Raw genomic sequence first — 19,334 nt, forward strand, 5'->3', positions numbered from 1 at the left:
TTATCCACAACCGGCGAGTAATGCACCAAGATCCAATAGGTGCGGGCTGAACCGTGATCGTGGGTGTCGGAGGTGATGCCGACATGAACGCACGGGGAGCACTCGGCAGGTACGGCGAAGATCTGGCCGCACGGCGGCTGATCGACACGGGGATGACGGTCCTGGAGCGCAACTGGCGCGCAGGCAGGACCGGTGAGATCGACATCGTGGCCATGGACGGCGAGGCACTCGTCGTCTGCGAGGTCAAGACGCGCAGAGGGGGCCCGGGCGGTTCCCCTCCCTTCGAACATCCGATGGCGGGCGTCGGCCGCACCAAGGCGGAGCGGCTGCGAAGGCTCGCCGAGCGCTGGATCGAGGAGCGCGGCGGCCCACCGCCGGGCGGCGTCCGCATCGACCTGATCGGAGTCCTCATCCCGCGCCGCGGCGTTCCCGTGGTCGAGCACGCGCGCGGGGTGGCCTGATGGGATTCGCGCGTACGTGTTCGGTGGCGCTCGTCGGCGTCGAGGGCGTGGTCGTCGAGGTGCAGGCCGACCTGGAGCCCGGAGTCGCGGCCTTCACGCTGGTGGGGCTGCCGGACAAGAGCCTCACCGAGAGCCGCGACAGGGTCAGGGCGGCGGTGGTCAACTCCGGTGGTGAGTGGCCGCAGAAGAAACTCACGGTCGGACTGAGCCCGGCGTCGGTGCCGAAGGGCGGCAGCGGCTTCGATCTTGCCGTCGCCTGTGCTGTCCTCGGGGCGGCCGAACGGATCGATCCACGGGTCCTCACCGACATCGTGATGATCGGAGAGCTCGGACTCGACGGCCGGGTGCGCCCGGTCCTCGGGGTGCTGCCCGCGGTGCTCGCGGCGGCCGACGCCGGGTACGAACAGGTGGTCGTCCCGGAGTGCACCGCCGCCGAGGCCTCCCTGGTGCCGGGCATCTCGGTCCTCGGGGTGCGCAGCCTGCGACAGCTCATCGCGGTGCTCACCGACGAGCCGGTGCCGGAGGAGGAGCCGGACGAGCCCGGGCGGCCCGACCCGCTGCTCGCCGGGCTCTGTGTGCCGGGCACCGGCGTCGGCACGGGCCTCAGCGGCGCCCTGGACGACGCCCACGCGCTCGACCTGGCCGATGTCGTCGGGCAGGTGGCGGCCAGGACGGCCGTCGAAGTGGCCGCGGCGGGAGCGCACCATCTGTTTCTGCAAGGCCCGCCGGGCGCGGGAAAAACGATGCTCGCGGAACGGCTCCCGGCGGTCCTGCCCCGGCTGACCCGGGAAGAGTCCCTGGAAGTGACGGCGGTGCACTCCGTGGCGGGCATGCTGCCGCCGGGCAGACCGCTGGTGGACATCGCCCCGTACTGCGCGCCGCACCACTCCGCGACCATGCAGTCGCTCGTGGGCGGCGGCAAGGGAATCGCACGGCCGGGCGCGGTCTCGCTCGCTCATCGCGGAGTGCTTTTCCTGGACGAGGCGCCCGAGTTCAGCAGCCAGACCCTGGACTCACTGCGGCAGCCCCTGGAGTCGGGGCACGTGGTCATCGCGCGCAGCGCCGGCGTGGTGCGGCTGCCCGCCAAGTTCCTGATGGTGCTCGCGGCGAACCCCTGCCCGTGCGGCCGGCACACGTTGCTGGGCGACGGCTGCGAGTGCCCCACTTCCGTCATCCGCCGCTATCAGGCCCGCCTCTCGGGCCCGCTGCTCGACCGCATCGACCTGAAGGTCGAGGTGGAGGCCGTCACCCGCTCCGAACTGGCGGGGTACGGCACGCCGGGGGAGTCCACCCGGACCGTCGCCGACCGGGTGAGTGCCGCGCGCGAGAGAGCCGCCGCCCGTCTGGCCGGCACCGGCTGGCGGACCAACAGCGAGGTCGCGGGACACGCCCTGCGCACCCGCTGGCCCGCGGCGCCCGGCGCGCTGGAGGCGGCCGAGCTGGACCTGGAGCGGGGTTTCCTGACGGCCCGGGGACTGGACCGCGTGCTGCGGGTCGCCTGGACCGTCGCCGACCTCGCGGGGCACGACCGGCCCCTCGCGCAGGACGTCGCCCTCGCACTGCAACTGCGCACCGGGATCGCCCGGGGCGTGCCGATGGTCATCGGGGCGTCCTCGTGAGCGCCGATCCGCCTTCGGAAGGAGAGCGGCTGGCCCGCGTCGCGTTGACGCGGGTCCTCGAACCGGGGGACGCGGTCGGCGGGCGGTGGCTGCGCGAGGTCGGGCCGGACGAGGTGCTGCGGCGTCTCACTGGAACGGAGGACGAGGCGCGGCTGCCGGGGGTGACGGCGCGGCGGTGGGAAGGGCTGCGGGCGCGGGCCGCCGCGGTGCGGGCGGAGCGGGATCTGGCGGCGGCGCGGGATGTCGGGGGGAGGTTCGTGTGTCCGGGGGACGCGGAGTGGCCGGTCACCCTGGACGACCTGGGGGACGCGCGTCCGGTCGGGCTCTGGGTGCGGGGGCGGCCCTCCCTGCGCATATGGGGCCTGCGGTCGGTGGCCGTCGTCGGCTCGCGGGCCTGTTCGGCGTATGGCGCGCACATGGCGGCCGAGCTCGCCGCGGGGCTCGCGGAGCGCGGCTGGGTCGTGATCTCCGGAGGGGCGTACGGCGTGGACGGCGCCGCACACCGCGGGGCCCTCGGGGCCGGTGGTGCAACCGTGGCCGTCCTTGCCTGCGGGGTCGACCGGCCCTATCCGCGTGGGCACGCCGGGCTGATCGGCCGGATCGCGGAACAGGGCCTCGTGGTGGGTGAGTTGCCACCGGGCGACCATCCGACGCCGAGCCGGTTCATTCTGCGGAACAGGGTGATCGCGGCGCTGACCAGGGGAACGGTGGTGGTCGAGGCCGCGTACCGCAGTGGGGCGCTCGCCACGGCGCGCGGTGCCCAGGAGTTGGGGCGGTTCGTCATGGGGGTGCCGGGGCCCGCGACCAGCGGCCTGTCGGCCGGGGTGCACGAGCTGCTGCGGGGTGACGGAGTCCTCGTCACCGATGCCTCCGAAGTCGTCGAGTTGGTGGGTGACATGGGGGAGCTCGCGCCGGCCAGGCGTGGGCCCGTCGTGCCGCGTGACCTGCTCGCTCCCGGAGTGCGGCGCGTCCTCGCCGCCCTGCCTGCGCGGGGGTGCGTGGCGGTGCGGGACATCGCGATCGGTGCGGGGACGACCGAGGACGACGCGGTCGGGCGGCTGTACGAACTTCAGTCGTTGGGGTTCGTCGAACGACACGGCGACGGCTGGCAGTTGACACGCCAGGCGTTTCTGTCCGTCTTCGCCCCTGGGGAGGAATCGTGACCGAGCGTGTTCCGCCGGACGGATGACCCCCGACGACCTTGGTAAATCGTGCAGTTGGCACTCAGGGGCTGTCACGCAGAGCGACGGCACCGACTCCTGAAGGGGGTAAGCGGAACGTATCTGCGCACGCGCGATCCCATACTCTTCGCTCACTGCGACACTTCAGTCACGCTACGCTCACACAGATTCCGACGCGGACAGGCAACAGACGGACGACCTCATTCACTCCACGCACGCTCTCCATCGCTCCGGCGCGAGCGACACCGGTGGTTCCACCGGCTCGCGCGACCTCACCGACCCACGCGACCTCCCCGGTTCAGGCGACCTCCCCGACCTCCTAGGTTCACGGCAGAACGGCTCAAGGCGACGAATGCCCCAGCACACCTCAGGGTCCGATCGGGCAGCGGTTCCCCCCGCCGCCCGTAGCGGCGAGCAGGAGCGGCCCCCCGCGCCCTCGTCGCTGGACGAGTTGTGGCGCTCGTACAAGGAGACGGGGGACGGGCGGCTGCGGGAGCAGCTGATCCTGCACTACTCACCGCTGGTGAAGTACGTCGCGGGCCGGGTCAGCGTGGGGCTGCCGCCCAATGTCGAGCAGGCCGACTTCGTGTCGTCCGGAGTGTTCGGGCTCATCGACGCGATCGAGAAGTTCGACATCGAGCGGTCCATCAAGTTCGAGACGTACGCGATCACCCGCATCCGCGGGGCGATGATCGACGAGCTGCGCGCGCTCGACTGGATCCCGCGTTCGGTGCGGCAGAAGGCGCGCAACGTCGAGCGGGCGTACGCCACGCTGGAGGCGCAGCTGCGGCGTACTCCATCGGAGGGTGAGGTCGCCGCCGAGATGGGAATCGCGCTGGAGGAACTACACGCGGTTTTCAGCCAGTTGTCACTGGCTAACGTGGTGGCCCTCGAAGAGCTGCTCCACGCGGGCAGCGAGGGCGGCGACCGGCTCAGCCTGATGGACACGCTCGAGGACCACGCGGCCGACAACCCCGTGGAGGTCGCCGAGGACCGGGAACTCCGCAGGCTGCTCGCGCGGGCCATCAACACGCTGCCGGAACGAGAGAAAACCGTCGTCACGCTCTACTACTACGAAGGGCTCACGCTCGCCGAGATCGGCAACGTGCTCGGTGTGACCGAGAGCCGAGTCAGCCAGATCCACACCAAATCCGTGCTGCAGCTGCGCGCGAAGCTGGCGAGTTTTGGGCGCTGAGTGTCGCTGAATCGTCCCTGCCCGAGAGCGTGCGCGTGGGAGCGGCTCCCGTACGCGGCGTCCCGTCCGTAAAGTGGAGCTGTGCCAAGGATTCGAGCGGCCTCCGTGGCCGAGCACCGGTCGATGCAGCGCGGCGCCCTGCTGGACGCCGCGCGTTCCCTGCTGTCCGAAGGCGGTACGGAGGCGCTGACCTTCCCCGCGCTCGCCGAGCGCACCGGTCTTGCCCGGTCGTCCGTGTACGAGTACTTCCGGTCGAGGGCGGCCGTGGTCGAAGAGCTGTGCGAGGTCGACTTCCCCGTCTGGGCGGCGGAGGTCTCGGCGGCGATGGAGTGCGCGGAGTCGGCCGAGGGCAAGGTAGAGGCCTACGTACGACGACAGCTGGCGCTGGTCGGGGACCGACGGCACCGCGCCGTCGTCGCCATCTCCGCGAGCGAGCTGGACGCCGGGGCCCGGGAGAAGATCCGCGCCGCGCACGGTGGCCTCATCGCGATGATCGTCGAGGCGTTGGACGAGCTGGGCCACGAGCAGCCCCGGATGGCGGCGATGCTGCTCCAGGGCATCGTGGACGCCGCGGTCCGGCGCATCGAGCTCGGGGTGGCGGAGCGGCCGGACGCCATCACGGAGGCAGCCGTGGCCATGGCGCTGCGGGGGGTCCGGGGCTGAGCCCTGGTCTGTAGCTGATCTCTGGCCTGTAGCTGAGCTCTGGCCTGTAGGCGTTGGCGGGCGGCCCCCCGAGAGGTCCGTGGAACGGTGCTCGTGCCTGGCCCGGCGGTGGGCCGTACAGGGGTGGGCGTGTGCGGTGCGGCAGTGGGGCGTGGAGCGGCAGCAGGCGGGACGGGCCGTGGTGCAGGAGCCACGGCGGTAGGAGCGTCAGGGGGTTCAGGTAGGTCCGCGCTCTGAGCAGACCCCAGTGGAGGCAGCTCGTCGGGCAGTGGCCCATGGGGCGTTCCAGGAAGCCCACCGAAGCGCCCGCCGCGACCGTGTCGCCCCTCTTCACCGTCGCCCGCACCGGTTCGTACGTCGTGCGCAGGGGCGGATCCCCCGTGCCCTCCAGCTCCACCGCGACCACGCCCCGGCCCGCCACCCGGCCCGCGAACGAGACACGGCCCGGCGCCACCGCGCGTACCGCGGAGCCCGGGGCGGCGGCAAGGTCCACGCCCCGGTGCCCCGCGCCGTACGCGGTCGCCGGAGGACTCCAGCCCCGTACGACAGAGGGACGGGCACCGACCGGCCAGGTCGAGGCCAGAGGGGTTGAGGCCAGAGGGGCCGAGGCCACAGGGGTCGGAGCCGAGGCCGGGGCCAGGAAGGTCACGAGCAGGGCCGCCAGCGTGGGCAGCAGCAGTTCAGGGCGCATGCGAGAACCGTCCCGCGCCGGGCCCGCCCGCGGGGATCATGGACCATTTCTGTGGACGACCAGCCGCTTGTGGACAACCGCGTCACCCGTGCAGGGGACCGTCTCCACCCGGCAGGGAAAGCGTCCTCACCCGGTCAAGGGAAGCGGCGTCACCTGCCACCCCGCGGGTCCCGTACACTTCTTTTGGCGATCCGGGTCACCGGGTCGACTTCGCACGCCCCGACACCACGCCATGAAAAAGCCGGTGTCAGCGCCCCTCGGTCCCTAGTGACAACTAGTGGCAAGGCGCACAGCGGGCGTCAGGCGCGAGTGCCGTCCGGCACACGCGGCACAACCGAGATTCTCAAGGAGAACGGCCATGGCCGTCGTCACGATGCGGGAGCTGCTGGAGAGCGGCGTCCACTTCGGTCACCAGACCCGTCGTTGGAACCCGAAGATGAAGCGCTTCATCTTCACGGAGCGCAACGGCATCTACATCATCGACCTGCTCCAGTCGCTGTCGTACATCGACCGCGCCTACGAGTTCGTCAAGGAGACCGTCGCCCACGGCGGCACGGTCATGTTCGTCGGCACGAAGAAGCAGGCGCAGGAGGCCATCGCGGAGCAGGCCACCCGCGTCGGCATGCCCTACGTCAACCAGCGCTGGCTGGGCGGCATGCTCACCAACTTCTCGACCGTCTACAAGCGTCTGCAGCGCCTCAAGGAGCTCGAGCAGATCGACTTCGAGGACGTCGCCGCTTCCGGTCTCACCAAGAAGGAGCTTCTCGTGCTCTCGCGCGAGAAGGCCAAGCTGGAGAAGACCCTCGGTGGTATCCGCGAGATGTCCAAGGTGCCCAGCGCCGTCTGGATCGTGGACACCAAGAAGGAGCACATCGCGGTCGGCGAGGCCCGGAAGCTCAACATCCCGGTCGTCGCCATCCTCGACACCAACTGTGACCCCGACGAGGTCGACTACAAGATCCCGGGCAACGACGACGCGATCCGCTCCGTCACCCTGCTCACCCGCGTGATCGCCGACGCCGTCGCCGAGGGCCTCATCGCCCGTTCCGGCGTTGCCACCGGTGACTCGAAGCCGGGCGAGAAGGCCCAGGGCGAGCCGCTCGCCGAGTGGGAGCGCGACCTGCTCGAGGGCGAGAAGAAGGCTGACGAGCCCAAGGCCGACGAGGCCAAGGCCGAGGAGCCGAAGGCCGACGAGGCCGAGGCCGAGGTTCAGAAGTCCGCCGAGACGGAGAAGGCTGCCGACGCCGAGCAGGCCGACGCCCCCGCCGCGGCCGCGGACGCCGAGCAGGCCTGACCTCACAGGTTCGGTTGTTGACGGCGGGGGCCCCATCGGCCCCCGCCGTTCACCCGTAGACCTCCGTAGATCTTTCAGACTTCGAGAGAGAATTTTCGATCATGGCGAACTACACCGCCGCTGACGTCAAGAAGCTCCGTGAGCTCACGGGCGCCGGCATGATGGACTGCAAGAAGGCGCTCGACGAGGCCGAGGGCAACGTCGACAAGGCCGTCGAGGCGCTCCGCATCAAGGGCCAGAAGGGCGTCGCCAAGCGCGAGGGCCGTTCCGCCGAGAACGGCGCCGTGGTCTCCCTCATCGCCGACGACAACACCTCCGGTGTCATCGTCGAGCTGAAGTGCGAGACGGACTTCGTCGCCAAGGGCGAGAAGTTCCAGGCCGTCGCGAACAACCTCGCCGCCCACATCGCCAAGACGTCCCCGGCCGACCTCGACGCGCTGCTCGCGTCCGAGATCGAGGCCGGCAAGACCGTCCAGGCGTACGTCGACGAGGCCAACGCCAACCTCGGCGAGAAGATCGTCCTGGACCGCTTCGCGCAGTTCTCGGGCGCCTACGTCTCCGCGTACATGCACCGCACGATGCCCGACCTGCCCCCGCAGATCGGTGTCCTCGTCGAGCTGGACAAGGCCGACGCCGGTCTGGCCAAGGGCATCGCGCAGCACATCGCCGCCTTCGCGCCGAAGTACCTCACCAAGGAGGACGTGCCGGCCGACGTCGTCGAGACCGAGCGCCGCGTCGCCGAGGAGACCACTCGCGCCGAAGGCAAGCCCGAGGCTGCCCTCCCGAAGATCGTCGAGGGTCGCGTCAACGGCTTCTTCAAGGAGGCCACCCTCCTCGGCCAGCCGTACGCGCTGGACAACAAGAAGTCGGTCGAGAAGGTTCTCGCCGAGGCCGGTGTCACCCTGAAGCGCTTCTCGCGCATCAAGGTCGGCATCTGAGTCCGTACCGCGATCGACGGTAGACCCGTATAGGGTCGACAGCGGTCGCCCGCGCACGGTCCCGTGCGCGACGTACGACCGCAGGATCTGACGAGGAGGCCACTGCCGAGCATGGGATGCGAACGACACCCCACCGGCAGTGGCCTTCTTCGTATGTTGTGCCGAGTAAGAGAAGCGAGAACCACATGACCACCCAGGCCGACTCGAAGAGTGATGACGGCAAAGTTGCCGGACGCTTCCTGCTGAAGCTCTCCGGCGAGGCGTTCGCCGGTGGGGGCGGCCTCGGGGTCGACCCCGACGTGGTGCACGCCATCGCCCGGGAGATCGCCGCCGTCGTCCGTGACGGCGCCCAGATCGCCATCGTCATCGGCGGAGGCAACTTCTTCCGCGGTGCCGAGCTCCAGCAGCGCGGCATGGACCGGGCCCGCTCCGACTACATGGGCATGCTCGGCACCGTCATGAACTGCCTCGCGCTGCAGGACTTCCTGGAGAAGGAAGGCATCGACTGCCGCGTCCAGACCGCCATCACCATGGGGCAGGTCGCGGAGCCGTACATCCCGCTGCGCGCCGTGCGCCACCTGGAGAAGGGCCGTGTGGTCATCTTCGGCGCCGGCATGGGCATGCCGTACTTCTCCACCGACACCACCGCCGCGCAGCGCGCCCTGGAGATCGACGCCGAGGCGCTGCTGATGGGCAAGAACGGCGTGGACGGCGTCTACGACTCCGACCCGAAGGCCAACCCCGACGCGGTGAAGTTCGACTCCCTCGGCTACGGCGAGGTCATCACGCGCGACCTCAAGGTCGCCGACATGACCGCCATCACGCTGTGCCGGGACAACAAGCTGCCCATCCTGGTCTTCGAGCTGCTCTCCGAGGGCAATATCGCGCGGGCCGTCAAGGGTGAGAAGATCGGCACACTCGTGGGCGACCAGGGAAGCCGGGCCTGACCCCGAGGGACCTGGGCCAGCCTCAAGGAACGTCTGGGAGACGGGCCTTGAGGGGATGGACAAAGCCCTGCCGGTCGGACACCGTGCAGGAAAGAGACGCGACGCAGCCGGCCGCCCCGTGCTAGCCGGGCCACTCAAGACACGCAGGAGCAAGTGGTGATCGAAGAGACCCTCCTCGAGGCCGAGGAGAAGATGGAGAAGGCCGTCGTGGTCGCCAAGGAGGACTTCGCCGCGATCCGCACCGGCCGTGCGCACCCGGCGATGTTCAACAAGATCGTGGCTGACTACTACGGCGCGCTGACGCCGATCAACCAGCTGGCCTCGTTCTCGGTGCCCGAGCCGCGGATGGCCGTGGTGACCCCGTTCGACAAGAGCGCGCTGCGCAACATCGAGCAGGCCATCCGGGACTCCGACCTCGGCGTCAACCCGAGCAACGACGGCAACATCATCCGGGTGACCTTCCCCGAGCTCACCCAGGACCGCCGCAAGGAGTTCATCAAGGTCGCCAAGACCAAGGCCGAGGACTCCAAGATCTCGATCCGGTCGATCCGTCGCAAGGCCAAGGAGGCCTTCGACAAGGCGATCAAGGACGGCGACGTCGGCGAGGACGAGGGGCGCCGCGCCGAGAAGGAGCTCGACGACACCACCGCGAAGTACGTCGCCCAGGTGGACGAGCTGCTCAAGCACAAGGAAGCCGAGCTGCTCGAAGTCTGAGCCGAGGCTCGAGTCCGAGGAATCAGGAAATCGATCCGTGAACGACTCTTCCTGGGGGGCGCCGCCCAGAACCGGGTATTGGGGGCCGTCCGACCAGGGGCCCGGCCAGGGGGCGACCCCGCCGGGTCCCGCGTACGATGCGCAGGACGCGCTGTTTCCGTCCGAGACGCAGCCCATGCCCATCGTGCCCGACGTACCCGTGACCGGCGGAGACCAGGACGACGACCGGGGGGCCACTCGGATGGGCGGCCCCCTGTTCCGTGACGAGCCTCCGCAGGAGCCCATGCCCAGCGCACCACAGCCGCAGCCCGCCCCGGCCGCACCGCAGAAGAAGAGCGCGGGCCGCGATCTCGGGGCAGCCATAGGAGTCGGTGTGGGACTCGGCGCGGTGATCATCGCGTCGCTGTTCATCGTGAAGGCCGTCTTCATCGGCGTCATAGCGGTCGCCGTCGTGGTCGGTCTGTGGGAGCTCACCTCCCGCCTGGAGGAGCGCAAGGGCATCAAGGCGCCCCTCGTGCCGCTCGCGGTGGGCGGCGCGGCGATGGTCGTCGCGGGGTACGTGCGCGGGACCGAGGGCGCGTGGGTCGCGATGGCGCTCACCGCGCTCGCCGTCCTCGTCTGGCGCATGACGGAGCCGCCCGAGGGCTATCTGAAGGACGTCACGGCGGGGGTCTTCGCGGCCTTCTACGTCCCGTTCCTCGCGACCTTCGTGGCGCTGATGCTCACCGCGGACGACGGTCCGCAGCGGGTCCTCACGTTCCTGCTCCTGACCGTGGTCAGCGACACGGGTGCGTACGCGATCGGCTGGCGCTTCGGCAAGCACAAGCTGGCGCCGCGCATCAGCCCCGGCAAGACCCGTGAGGGCCTGGTCGGCGCGGTCACCTTCGCGATGGCGGCGGGCGCGCTGTGCCTGCACTTCCTCATCGACGACGGTGTGTGGTGGCAGGGCCTGGTGATCGGCTTCGCCGTCGCGGCGAGCGCCACGCTCGGCGACCTCGGTGAGTCGATGATCAAGCGCGACCTCGGCATCAAGGACATGGGCACGCTGCTGCCCGGCCACGGCGGCATCATGGACCGCCTGGACTCCCTGCTGCCGACCGCCCCAGTGGTGTGGCTGCTGCTCGTGGCGTTCGTGGGGTCCGGCTGACACGGGGTCTGACCTGCGTAGATGTGCGTGAGGGGTTCGTTGTCCACAGGGCGGCGGGCCCCTTGTCGTATGTCTGCGACACTGGAAGGACCATGCCTGTACCCGGAGAACTCACTTTCGTCGCGCCCCGCGGTGCCAAGAAGCCCCCGCGGCACATCGCTGACCTCACGCCCGCCGAGCGCAAGGAAGCCGTCGCCGCCACTGGCGAGAAGCCGTTCCGTGCCAAGCAGCTGTCGCAGCACTACTTCGCGCGGTATGCGCACGACCCGGCCGAGTGGACCGACATTCCGGCCGGGTCGCGCGAGAAGCTGCGGGAGGCGTTGCTGCCCGATCTGATGTCCGTGGTGCGGCACATCAGCTGTGACGACGACACGACGCGCAAGACGTTGTGGCGGCTGTTCGACGGGACGCTCGTCGAGTCGGTGCTCATGCGGTATCCGGACCGGGTCACCATGTGCATCAGCTCGCAGGCGGGCTGCGGCATGAACTGTCCGTTCTGTGCCACGGGACAGGCCGGTCTCGACCGGAACCTGTCGACCGGTGAGATCGTGCATCAGATCGTTGATGGCATGCGTGCGCTCCGGGACGGTGAGATTCCGGGCGGGCCCGCCCGGCTGTCGAACATCGTGTTCATGGGCATGGGCGAGCCGCTGGCCAACTACAACCGCGTGGCCGGGGCCATTCGACGCCTCACCGACCCCGAGCCCGACGGCCTGGGGCTCTCGCAGCGCGGGATCACCGTGTCGACCGTGGGTCTCGTGCCCGCCATCCACCGGTTCTCGGACGAGGGCTTCAAGTGCCGGCTCGCGATCTCGCTGCACGCGCCGGACGACGAGCTGCGCGACACCCTCGTGCCCGTCAACACGCGGTGGAAGGTGCGGGAGGTGCTGGACGCGGGGTGGGAGTACGCCGCGAAGTCCGGGCGCCGGCTCTCCATCGAGTACGCGCTGATCCGCGACATCAACGACCAGGCCTGGCGTGGTGACCGGCTCGGGCGGCTGCTGAAGGGCAAGCCCGTGCACGTCAACCTCATTCCGCTCAACCCGACGCCGGGCTCCAAGTGGACGGCCTCGCGGCCCGAGGACGAGAAGGCCTTCGTGGAGGCCATCGCCGCCCACGGTGTGCCGGTCACGATCCGGGACACCCGGGGCCAGGAGATCGACGGGGCGTGCGGCCAGCTGGCGGCGGCCGAGAGGTAGTCTGGCGGGCGTACGGCTCCGTACGAGTACACACATCTGCATATTCCGACAGGGGAGCGCCACAGCGCTGAGAGTGCGGCCACTTGGACAGGTGGGCCGCAGACCCTCTGAACCTCGCCCAGGTCATTCTGGGTAGGAAGTTCGGGCATCACTCAAGCTGTAGCGCCCTGCCCGCGTGCCATTGGCGTGCGGGCGGGGCCGCGTCTTCTCCTGGTCACCCAGGAGGAAAGTCAGTGAGCAGCACCAAGAAGGTCACGTTCACCGCCGTGGCGGTGGGCATCGGGCTCGTCGCCGTCTCCGCGTGCGGCAGCTCCGACGGTGGGTCCGGCACATCCGACTCGAAGAGTGTCACCCTCGTCAGTCATGACTCCTTCAATGTCTCCAAGGACGTGTTGAAGGACTTCGAGAAGCGGTCCGGGTACAAGGTCAAGGTCCTCAAGGACGGTGACGCGGGTGCCGCCGTGAACAAGGCGATCCTCTCCAAGGACAACCCCCAGGGCGACGTCTTCTTCGGCGTCGACAACACGCTGCTCTCGCGGGCGCTCGACAACGGGCTCTTCCAGTCCTACGAGGTCAAGGGCTCGGACGAGGTCAAGCCGGAGTTTCGGGTCGACGGGGGCAAGCATCGCGTCACGCCCGTCGACAGCGGTGACATCTGCGTCAACTACGACAAGAAGTACTTCGCCGACAAGAAGCTCGCGCCGCCGAAGTCCTTCGCTGATCTGACCGAGCCCGCTTACAGGAACCTGCTCGTCACCGAGAACGCCTCGACCTCGTCGCCCGGCCTCGGCTTCCTGCTCGGCACCGCCGCCAAGTACGGGGACGACGGCTGGACGGGGTACTGGAAGAAGCTCAAGGCCAACGGCGTCAAGGTCGTCGACGGCTGGGAGCAGGCCTACAACGAGGAGTTCTCCGGGTCCGCGGGCGGCAAGAAGGCCAAGGGGGACCGGCCGCTCGTGGTCTCGTACGCCTCCTCGCCGCCCGTCGAGGTCCTCTACGGCAAGCCGCAGCCCAAGCAGGCGCCGACCGGCGTCGCGACCGGCACGTGCTTCCGCCAGGTCGAGTACGCGGGCCTGCTCAGCAACGCCGGGAACGAGAAGGGCGGCAAGGCGCTCCTCGACTTCCTTGCGAGCCAGGAGTTCCAGGAGGACATGCCGCTCAGCATGTTCGTGAACCCGGTCCGCGAGGGCACCAAGCTGCCGAAGCTGTTCACCGAGCACGGCGTGACCGTCGACGCGCCGCAGACCATGGACCCGAAGAAGATCGCCGACAACCGCGAGCCGTGGATCAAGTCGTGGACCTCGCTCGTACTGAAGTAGCGAAACCCCGTCCACACGCGGGGTCCCGGCGCGGGAGCGCGGCGCGGCTCGGTCTGATGGCCGTACCCGTCGCGTTCTTCGCGCTCTTCTTCGCCTACCCGGTCTCGGCGATCGTCGCACGCGGGCTGCACATCGGCGGCGTCTGGCAGTTCGGGCGGATCACGGACGTGCTCGGGGAGTCCGACATCCGGCACGTGCTGTGGTTCACCACCTGGCAGGCGCTCGCGTCGACGGCGCTGACGCTGCTGATCGCGCTCCCCGGCGCGTACGTCTTCGCGCGCTTCGACTTCCCGGGCAAGCGGGTGCTGCGGGCCGTCGTCACCGTGCCGTTCGTGCTGCCGACGGTCGTCGTCGGCACGGCGTTCCTCGCGCTGATCGGGCGGGGCGGGCTCTTCGACGAGCTGTGGGGCGTACGCCTTGACACCACGGTGTGGGCGATCCTGCTCGCGCACGTCTTCTTCAACTACGCCGTCGTCGTACGGACCGTGGGCGGCCTCTGGTCACAACTCGACCCGCGCCAGGAGGAGGCCGCGCGGATGCTCGGCGCCTCCCGGTGGACGGCGTGGCGGACGGTGACGCTGCCCGCGCTCGCACCGGCCGTGGCGGCCGCCGCGCTCATGGTCTTCCTCTTCACCTTCACCTCCTTCGGCGTGGTGCAGATCCTCGGGGGTCCGGCGTACTCGACGCTCGAAGTGGAGATCTACCGGCAGACCGCGCAGCTCCTCGATCTGCCGACGGCCGCCGTCCTGACCCTCGTGCAGTTCGCCGCGGTCGGCCTGATCCTGGCGATCCACGCGTGGACGGTGCGGCGGCGCGAGAGCGCGCTGAAGCTCGTCGACGCGTCCGCCGTGGCACGCAGGCCGCGTGGCGCCGGGCAGTGGACGCTGCTGGGGTTCGTCATGGTGACGGTTGTGCTGCTGATCCTGTTGCCGCTCGGTGTGCTGGTTCAGCGGTCCTTCGACGGGCCCGACGGCTTCGGGTTCGCGTACTACAAGGAGCTGACCTCGGCGGACGGCGGTGCCTTCCTCGTGCCGCCGATCGAGGCGATCGGGAACTCACTGCAGTACGCGATCGTCGCCACGGCCATCGCCGTGGTGATCGGTGGGCTCGCGGCCGCCGCCCTCACGCGGCGCGCGGGGCGTCTCGTGCGCGGGTTCGACGCGCTGCTCATGCTGCCGCTCGGCGTGTCGGCCGTGACCGTCGGCTTCGGGTTCCTGATCACGCTCGACAAGCCGCCGCTCGACCTGCGGTCCTCCTGGATCCTGGTGCCGCTCGCCCAGGCCCTGGTCGGCGTGCCCTTCGTCGTACGCACCATGCTGCCCGTCCTGCGCGCGGTGGACGGCAGACTCCGCGAGGCGGCGGCCGTGCTCGGCGCGTCGCCGCTGCGGGCGTGGCGCGAGGTCGACCTGCCGATGGTGTGGCGGGCGCTGCTGATCGCCGCCGGGTTCGCCTTCGCCGTCTCGCTCGGCGAGTTCGGGGCGACGGTCTTCATCGCACGGCCCGACAACCCGACGCTGCCGGTCGCCGTGGCCCGCCTCCTCGGCCGCGCGGGCGACCTCAACTACGGCCAGGCGATGGCCCTCTCGACGATTCTCATGGTGGTGTGCGCGGTGTCCCTGCTGCTCCTGGAACGCGTACGGACCGGCCGCACCACGGGGGAGTTCTGATGACGGACGCACTGCTGAGCCTGCGGGACGCGACGGTACGGTTCGGGGCGCGGGCCGTGCTCGACGCTGTCGACCTCGACGTCGCCGAGCACGAGATCGTCTGTGTGCTCGGGCCGAGCGGCAGCGGCAAGTCGACGCTGCTGCGGGCCGTCGCCGGGCTCCAGGGGCTCGACGCGGGGCAGGTCGTCCTCGACGGGCGCGACCAGCGCGGGGTGCCCGCTCACAAGCGGGGCGTCGGCCTCATGTTCCAGGACCACCAACTCTTCCCACAGCGCGACGTGGCGGGCAACGTCGCGTTCGGGCTGCGCATGCACGGGGCGTCGCGCGGCGAACAGGCCGACCGGGTCGCCGAGTTGCTGGAGCTCGTCGGCCTCCCGAAGGCGCAGCGGCGTGCGGTGAGCGCGCTGTCCGGTGGTGAGCAGCAGCGGGTGGCGCTGGCGCGGGCGCTCGCGCCGCGGCCCCGGCTGCTGATGCTCGACGAGCCCCTCGGCCAGCTCGACCGCTCGCTGCGGGAGCGCCTGGTCGTGGAACTCAGGGAGCTTTTCGACGAGTTGGGTACGACCGTCCTTGCCGTGACGCATGACCAGGGCGAGGCCTTCGCGCTCGCCGACCGCGTCGTCGTCATGCGGGACGGGCGGATCGCCCAGTCCGGGACGCCGCTGGAGGTGTGGCAGCACCCGGCCGACGAGTTCGTGGCACGTTTCCTCGGCTTCGACAACGTCGTACGGGCGGCCGTGACGGGCGAGGCCGCCGACACGGTGTGGGGCAAGGTCCCCGTCCCCGTGGGCACTCCGGCCGGGCAGCGCCAGATTCTGGTGCGGCCGGCCGGGGTGCGGCTCGTGCCCGCCGAGGAGGGGCTGCCTTGCGTGGTCACGGCGCGGACCTTCCGCGGCACGCATGTCGCCGTCCACCTTCAGCCGGTGGACGGGCCGCGCCTTGAGGCGGCGTGTGCGTTGCGGCGGGCGCCCGAGGTGGGGGAGACGGTGGGCGTCGGGTTCGATGCGGAGGATGTGGTGGTGCTCGGCTGAGGGGCGCTCGGCCGGGGGTGCTCGGCTGGGGGAGCGGCAGTTGCTGGACTTCTGGCTGGAGCGGGCTTCGTTCGTGTGAGCCGGTGCGCGTGGTTGTGGTGCGGGTGGCGTGTGGTTGCCGTGGTTGCGGGTGCGGTCGGTGGTGCGGCCGGTGGTGTGGTCGTTCAGGTCGTGTGGGGCGGCGTCGCGCCGAGCCTTCGCAGGGCGTCAGGGGCGTCCTCCACCCGGTCCACCAGGGCGATCCGGGACTCCATCGAGCGGTCACGGGCCAGCGACCGCAGCAGGGGCCACACCGGCAGGTGTTCGGTCCAGTGGGCGCGGTCGACCAGGACCATGGGGGTGGGCTCGCCGCGGGACTCGTAGTAGTTGGGGGTGGCGTTGTCGAAGACCTCCTGGACGGTGCCCGCCGCGCCGGGAAGGAAGACGACGCCCGCGTTCGAGCGGGCCAGGAGGCCGTCCTCGCGGGTGGCGTTGGCGAAGTACTTGGCCAGGTGCGAGGCGAACGGGTTCGGGGGCTCGTGGCCGTAGAACCACGTCGGGATGCCCACGGAGGCGGCGCCGTCGGGCCACCGCTCCCGGACCGCGAAGGCCGCCCGCGCCCACTCCGTGATCGAGGGCGTGAACGACGGGGCCTTGGCCACGAGTTCGAGGGACTCGTCCAGCATCGCGTCGTCGAGGGGTGCCGCGTAGGCGCCGAGGTTCGCCGCCTCCATCGCGCCGGGGCCGCCGCCCGTCGCGACGGTGAACCCCGCGCGGGCCAGCGCGCGGCCGAGCCGGGCCGCTCCCGCGTAGGCCTCCGTGCCGCGGGCCATCGCGTGCCCGCCCATGACGCCGACGACCGCGGCCCCGACGAGGAGCTCGTCGAGAGCGTCCGAGATGGAGTCGTCGTGTATGGCGCGCAGCATCGACGAGAAGACGTCGCCGTCGGCCTTGGTCCGCTGGAACCAGTCGTACGCGTGCGCGTCCGGCGTCGCGTCGTACCCACCGTCGGCGAGGCCGGCGAACAGGTCGTCGGGGGAGTACAGCAGGCCGCGGTACGGGTTGAACGGCAGTCCCGGCACGGGCGGGAAGACCAGCGCGCCGCCCGCCCGCACCTTCGCCGCCGCGTCCTCCCGCATGGGGCAGCCGAGGAAGACGGCGCCCGCGACGTCGGCCGCGAGGAGGGCGGAGGTGCGTTCCGTCAGGTCGACGGCCTGGACGCGGCACCCCGCGAGGGCGCCGCGGCCGGTGACCTCGTCGAACTCGGAGAGGGTCTCGATCTCGCGGTCCCCGGCGGGGAGTTGCGGGGCGGACTCGGGTGTCGCGGGAGACGCAGGTGTCTCGGGCGACGCGGGTTCGGGAGTCGGCTGCATCCGCCCATGCTATGCAGGGCGGACACGGCGGCCTCGGCCAGCCCTGTGCCTGGGTCGGCCCCGGACCTCGGTCAGCCCTGGACCTCGGACGGGTCCATCCACATGACCTCCCAGGTGTGGCCGTCCAGGTCGTCGAAGCCGCGGCCGTACATCGTTCCGTAGTCCTGGACCTTGCCCGCCGTGCCGCCCGCGGCGATCGCTCTGTCGACGAGCTCGTCGACCTTCTCGCGGCTCTCGGCACTCAGACAGATCAGCGCCTCGCTGACCTTCGTGGAGTCCGCGATCTCCTTCTGCGTGAAGTTCGCGTAGTGCTCCTTGCTCAGCATCATCGCGACGATGGTTTCGCTGATCGTCACGCACGCGCAATCGTCCGTCGAGAACTGCGGGTTGATCGTGTAGCCGAGCTCCGTGAAGAACTTCTTCGACGCGGCGACGTCGGACACGGCCAGGTTCACGAAGATCATCTGCTGGTACATGTGTGTCTCTCCCGGTGTGTGTGCGCAGTCAGCGCGTGTGCTTACGGAGGGATAGACATACGTTCGACCGGGAACTCATCGCTCGCCGCGAACTTTCTTCGGACTTCTTTCCGCGCCCTCTCCTCAGCGGTGTCTCACGGGGTCAGCGGCAGCGCTGCCAGCTGTGCGACGACCCAGGTCAGCGGGCCGAACACGGCGAGCAGCGCGCCCGCGCGGAGCGCCACCGAACCGCGCAGCACCGTCGCGGACGCACCGAGCCGCAGCAGCGCGGACGTCGTGTCCGAACGGGCCTGCCGGGCCTCCACGGACGCCGTGGCCAGGGTCAGCACCGCGCAGCCCGCGACGAGCAGCGCGCCGAGCGTGGTCAGCGGACCGGCCTCGGGGCGCGGACCCGCGTACAGCACGATCGACGCGTACGCCCCAGACGCCACCGCGCACAGCACGCCGAGCGGGCGTCCGATGCGCCGGGCCTCCTCCTGAAGGACGCGCCCCGCGAGCAGGCGCACCGCGCCGGGCCTGACCGCCTGCAGCAGCCGTCCGCAGAGGTAGGTGAAGCCGGGGCCCGCGAGGACGAGGCCGAGAGCGGTCAGCGCCCATCCCGCGAGTACGCCGACGGGGCTGCCGTCGGCGCTGCCGGGCAGGGGGAAACCGGGGCGCGGAACGGCGCCTGAGCGGCTCGTGTACGTCTCCACGGCGAGGCCCGCGGCGAGCAGCGCGACGCCCCAGGGGAGGCCGCTCGGGGGCGGGGTGGGGGCGGGGACGGTGGGATCGGCGCCGGGATCCGAGCGGGGTGCTGTGGGGGGTGGGGGCTCGGACCCGGGCTTCGCCCCGGTGCCGGGCCGGGGTGCGGTCGCGGGACCGGCCTTCGTCCTGCGAGTGATGCCCGCGGCTTTGGCCGTGGTCCTCGTGGAGCGCGGTCGCAGTACGAAGGCACTCGCCACGGACGCGGCGAGCGGGACCAGCACGAGCAGGGTGAGCACGGCGGCGAGCGGCAGCGGCCGGTCGGCGGCGAGCAGATCCGCCGCCGCCCCGTCGAAGGGGAGCCCCGATACGTCGCCGCGCAGGTGCAGGAAGAAGAGCAGCGCGACCATGGAGCCGAGCGTGCAGGCGACGGCCGTCGAGATGGTGGCGAGCACCATCAGCCGTCCGGGGCCGAGGCCCACCGCGGAGAGCCCGCTGCGGGGGCGGGTGCCGGGGTCGGTACGGGCGACGGCGACGGCGAAGTAGACGGTGGCGGCGATCGGCGCGGCGCACCACGCGAGGCGCACCCCGGCGCCTGCTCCGGGGTGCTCCATCGCGTATGCCAGGGTGCAGAGCAGCAGGAAGCCGGTGCCGGCGGACGCGGCGGCGACGAGGAGCCGCCGGAGCTGGACGACGGGGTGGGCACCCCGGGCTAGACGGAAAGCGAGCACGCGGCCCCTTCCGTCCGGGTGGGGGAGGTGA

The 19,334-nt window shown here is 70.7% G+C and carries 17 protein-coding genes, 1 pseudogene and 1 riboswitch; of the genes and pseudogenes, 14 read left to right on the forward strand and 4 right to left on the reverse strand.

Annotation, left to right across the window (positions count from 1 at the left end; genetic code table 11):
- The first annotated feature begins 53 nt into the window (after positions 1 to 53).
- The 5 genes from NOO62_RS28810 (at position 54) to NOO62_RS28830 (ending at position 5,119) form a co-directional block, all read left to right on the forward strand.
- Entirely contained in the window at positions 54 to 461 is a 408-nt protein-coding gene (locus NOO62_RS28810; RefSeq protein WP_268773723.1) for a YraN family protein, read from the forward strand.
- Positions 461 to 2,080: a YifB family Mg chelatase-like AAA ATPase gene (locus NOO62_RS28815; RefSeq protein ID WP_268773724.1), complete on the forward strand. Its 1,620-nt coding sequence runs from the start codon at positions 461 to 463 to the stop codon at positions 2,078 to 2,080. Before NOO62_RS28810 ends, NOO62_RS28815 begins: the two co-directional genes overlap by 1 nt.
- Entirely contained in the window at positions 2,077 to 3,243 is a 1,167-nt protein-coding gene (gene dprA, locus NOO62_RS28820) for a DNA-processing protein DprA (protein ID WP_268773725.1), read from the forward strand. The genes NOO62_RS28815 and dprA overlap by 4 nt, the downstream gene beginning before the upstream one ends.
- Positions 3,244 to 3,613: 370 nt before the next feature.
- Positions 3,614 to 4,456, forward strand: coding sequence for an RNA polymerase sigma factor WhiG (gene whiG / locus NOO62_RS28825; protein ID WP_150215955.1), 843 nt, complete (start codon positions 3,614 to 3,616; stop codon positions 4,454 to 4,456).
- Between the two features lie 105 nt (positions 4,457 to 4,561).
- Positions 4,562 to 5,119, forward strand: a complete 558-nt coding sequence (locus NOO62_RS28830; RefSeq protein ID WP_268775828.1) for a TetR/AcrR family transcriptional regulator — start codon at positions 4,562 to 4,564, stop codon at positions 5,117 to 5,119.
- Positions 5,120 to 5,258: 139 nt separating this feature from the next.
- Here the strand turns inward: NOO62_RS28830 and NOO62_RS28835 are convergent.
- Positions 5,259 to 5,810: pseudogene (locus NOO62_RS28835) on the reverse strand (peptidoglycan DD-metalloendopeptidase family protein); the annotation flags it as partial.
- Between the two features lie 358 nt (positions 5,811 to 6,168).
- Here NOO62_RS28835 and rpsB point away from each other — a divergent pair.
- The 9 genes from rpsB (at position 6,169) to NOO62_RS28880 (ending at position 16,063) form a co-directional block, all read left to right on the forward strand.
- Positions 6,169 to 7,104 carry a 30S ribosomal protein S2 gene (rpsB, locus tag NOO62_RS28840; RefSeq protein WP_268773726.1) on the forward strand — a complete coding sequence of 312 codons (936 nt, stop codon included), beginning with the start codon at positions 6,169 to 6,171 and terminating at the stop codon, positions 7,102 to 7,104.
- 101 nt (positions 7,105 to 7,205) lie between these two features.
- On the forward strand, positions 7,206 to 8,042 hold the full coding sequence (gene tsf, locus NOO62_RS28845; protein ID WP_268773727.1) for a translation elongation factor Ts: 837 nt from the start codon (positions 7,206 to 7,208) through the stop codon (positions 8,040 to 8,042).
- 185 nt (positions 8,043 to 8,227) lie between these two features.
- On the forward strand, positions 8,228 to 8,989 hold the full coding sequence (gene pyrH, locus NOO62_RS28850) for a UMP kinase (RefSeq protein WP_268773728.1): 762 nt from the start codon (positions 8,228 to 8,230) through the stop codon (positions 8,987 to 8,989).
- A 156-nt stretch (positions 8,990 to 9,145) separates the two neighbouring features.
- Entirely contained in the window at positions 9,146 to 9,703 is a 558-nt protein-coding gene (gene frr / locus NOO62_RS28855) for a ribosome recycling factor (RefSeq protein WP_150186465.1), read from the forward strand.
- A 37-nt stretch (positions 9,704 to 9,740) separates the two neighbouring features.
- Positions 9,741 to 10,850, forward strand: a complete 1,110-nt coding sequence (locus NOO62_RS28860; RefSeq protein ID WP_268773729.1) for a phosphatidate cytidylyltransferase — start codon at positions 9,741 to 9,743, stop codon at positions 10,848 to 10,850.
- A gap of 92 nt (positions 10,851 to 10,942) precedes the next feature.
- Entirely contained in the window at positions 10,943 to 12,049 is a 1,107-nt protein-coding gene (gene rlmN / locus NOO62_RS28865; RefSeq protein ID WP_268773730.1) for a 23S rRNA (adenine(2503)-C(2))-methyltransferase RlmN, read from the forward strand.
- A gap of 40 nt (positions 12,050 to 12,089) precedes the next feature.
- Positions 12,090 to 12,206, forward strand: a riboswitch (TPP riboswitch).
- 76 nt (positions 12,207 to 12,282) lie between these two features.
- Positions 12,283 to 13,368, forward strand: coding sequence for a thiamine ABC transporter substrate binding subunit (locus tag NOO62_RS28870; RefSeq protein WP_268773731.1), 1,086 nt, complete (start codon positions 12,283 to 12,285; stop codon positions 13,366 to 13,368).
- Positions 13,344 to 15,035, forward strand: coding sequence for an ABC transporter permease (locus NOO62_RS28875; protein WP_414930900.1), 1,692 nt, complete (start codon positions 13,344 to 13,346; stop codon positions 15,033 to 15,035). The genes NOO62_RS28870 and NOO62_RS28875 overlap by 25 nt, the downstream gene beginning before the upstream one ends.
- On the forward strand, positions 15,035 to 16,063 hold the full coding sequence (locus NOO62_RS28880) for an ABC transporter ATP-binding protein (protein WP_268773733.1): 1,029 nt from the start codon (positions 15,035 to 15,037) through the stop codon (positions 16,061 to 16,063). Before NOO62_RS28875 ends, NOO62_RS28880 begins: the two co-directional genes overlap by 1 nt.
- A gap of 164 nt (positions 16,064 to 16,227) precedes the next feature.
- Here the strand turns inward: NOO62_RS28880 and NOO62_RS28885 are convergent, their stop codons facing one another.
- The 3 genes from NOO62_RS28885 to NOO62_RS28895 all read right to left on the reverse strand — a co-directional run bounded on the left by NOO62_RS28885 (position 16,228) and on the right by NOO62_RS28895 (position 19,303).
- Positions 16,228 to 17,415 (reverse strand): LOG family protein, encoded by a 1,188-nt coding sequence (locus NOO62_RS28885; RefSeq protein WP_268773734.1) that lies wholly within the window; start codon positions 17,413 to 17,415, stop codon positions 16,228 to 16,230.
- A 71-nt stretch (positions 17,416 to 17,486) separates the two neighbouring features.
- Positions 17,487 to 17,891, reverse strand: coding sequence for a VOC family protein (locus tag NOO62_RS28890; RefSeq protein ID WP_268773735.1), 405 nt, complete (start codon positions 17,889 to 17,891; stop codon positions 17,487 to 17,489).
- Positions 17,892 to 18,025: 134 nt separating this feature from the next.
- Positions 18,026 to 19,303: a hypothetical protein gene (locus NOO62_RS28895; protein WP_268773736.1), complete on the reverse strand. Its 1,278-nt coding sequence runs from the start codon at positions 19,301 to 19,303 to the stop codon at positions 18,026 to 18,028.
- Positions 19,304 to 19,334: the final 31 nt, after the last annotated feature.

This window comes from Streptomyces sp. Je 1-369 (assembly GCF_026810505.1).
In the GTDB taxonomy this organism is placed as follows: Bacteria; Actinomycetota; Actinomycetes; order Streptomycetales; family Streptomycetaceae; genus Streptomyces.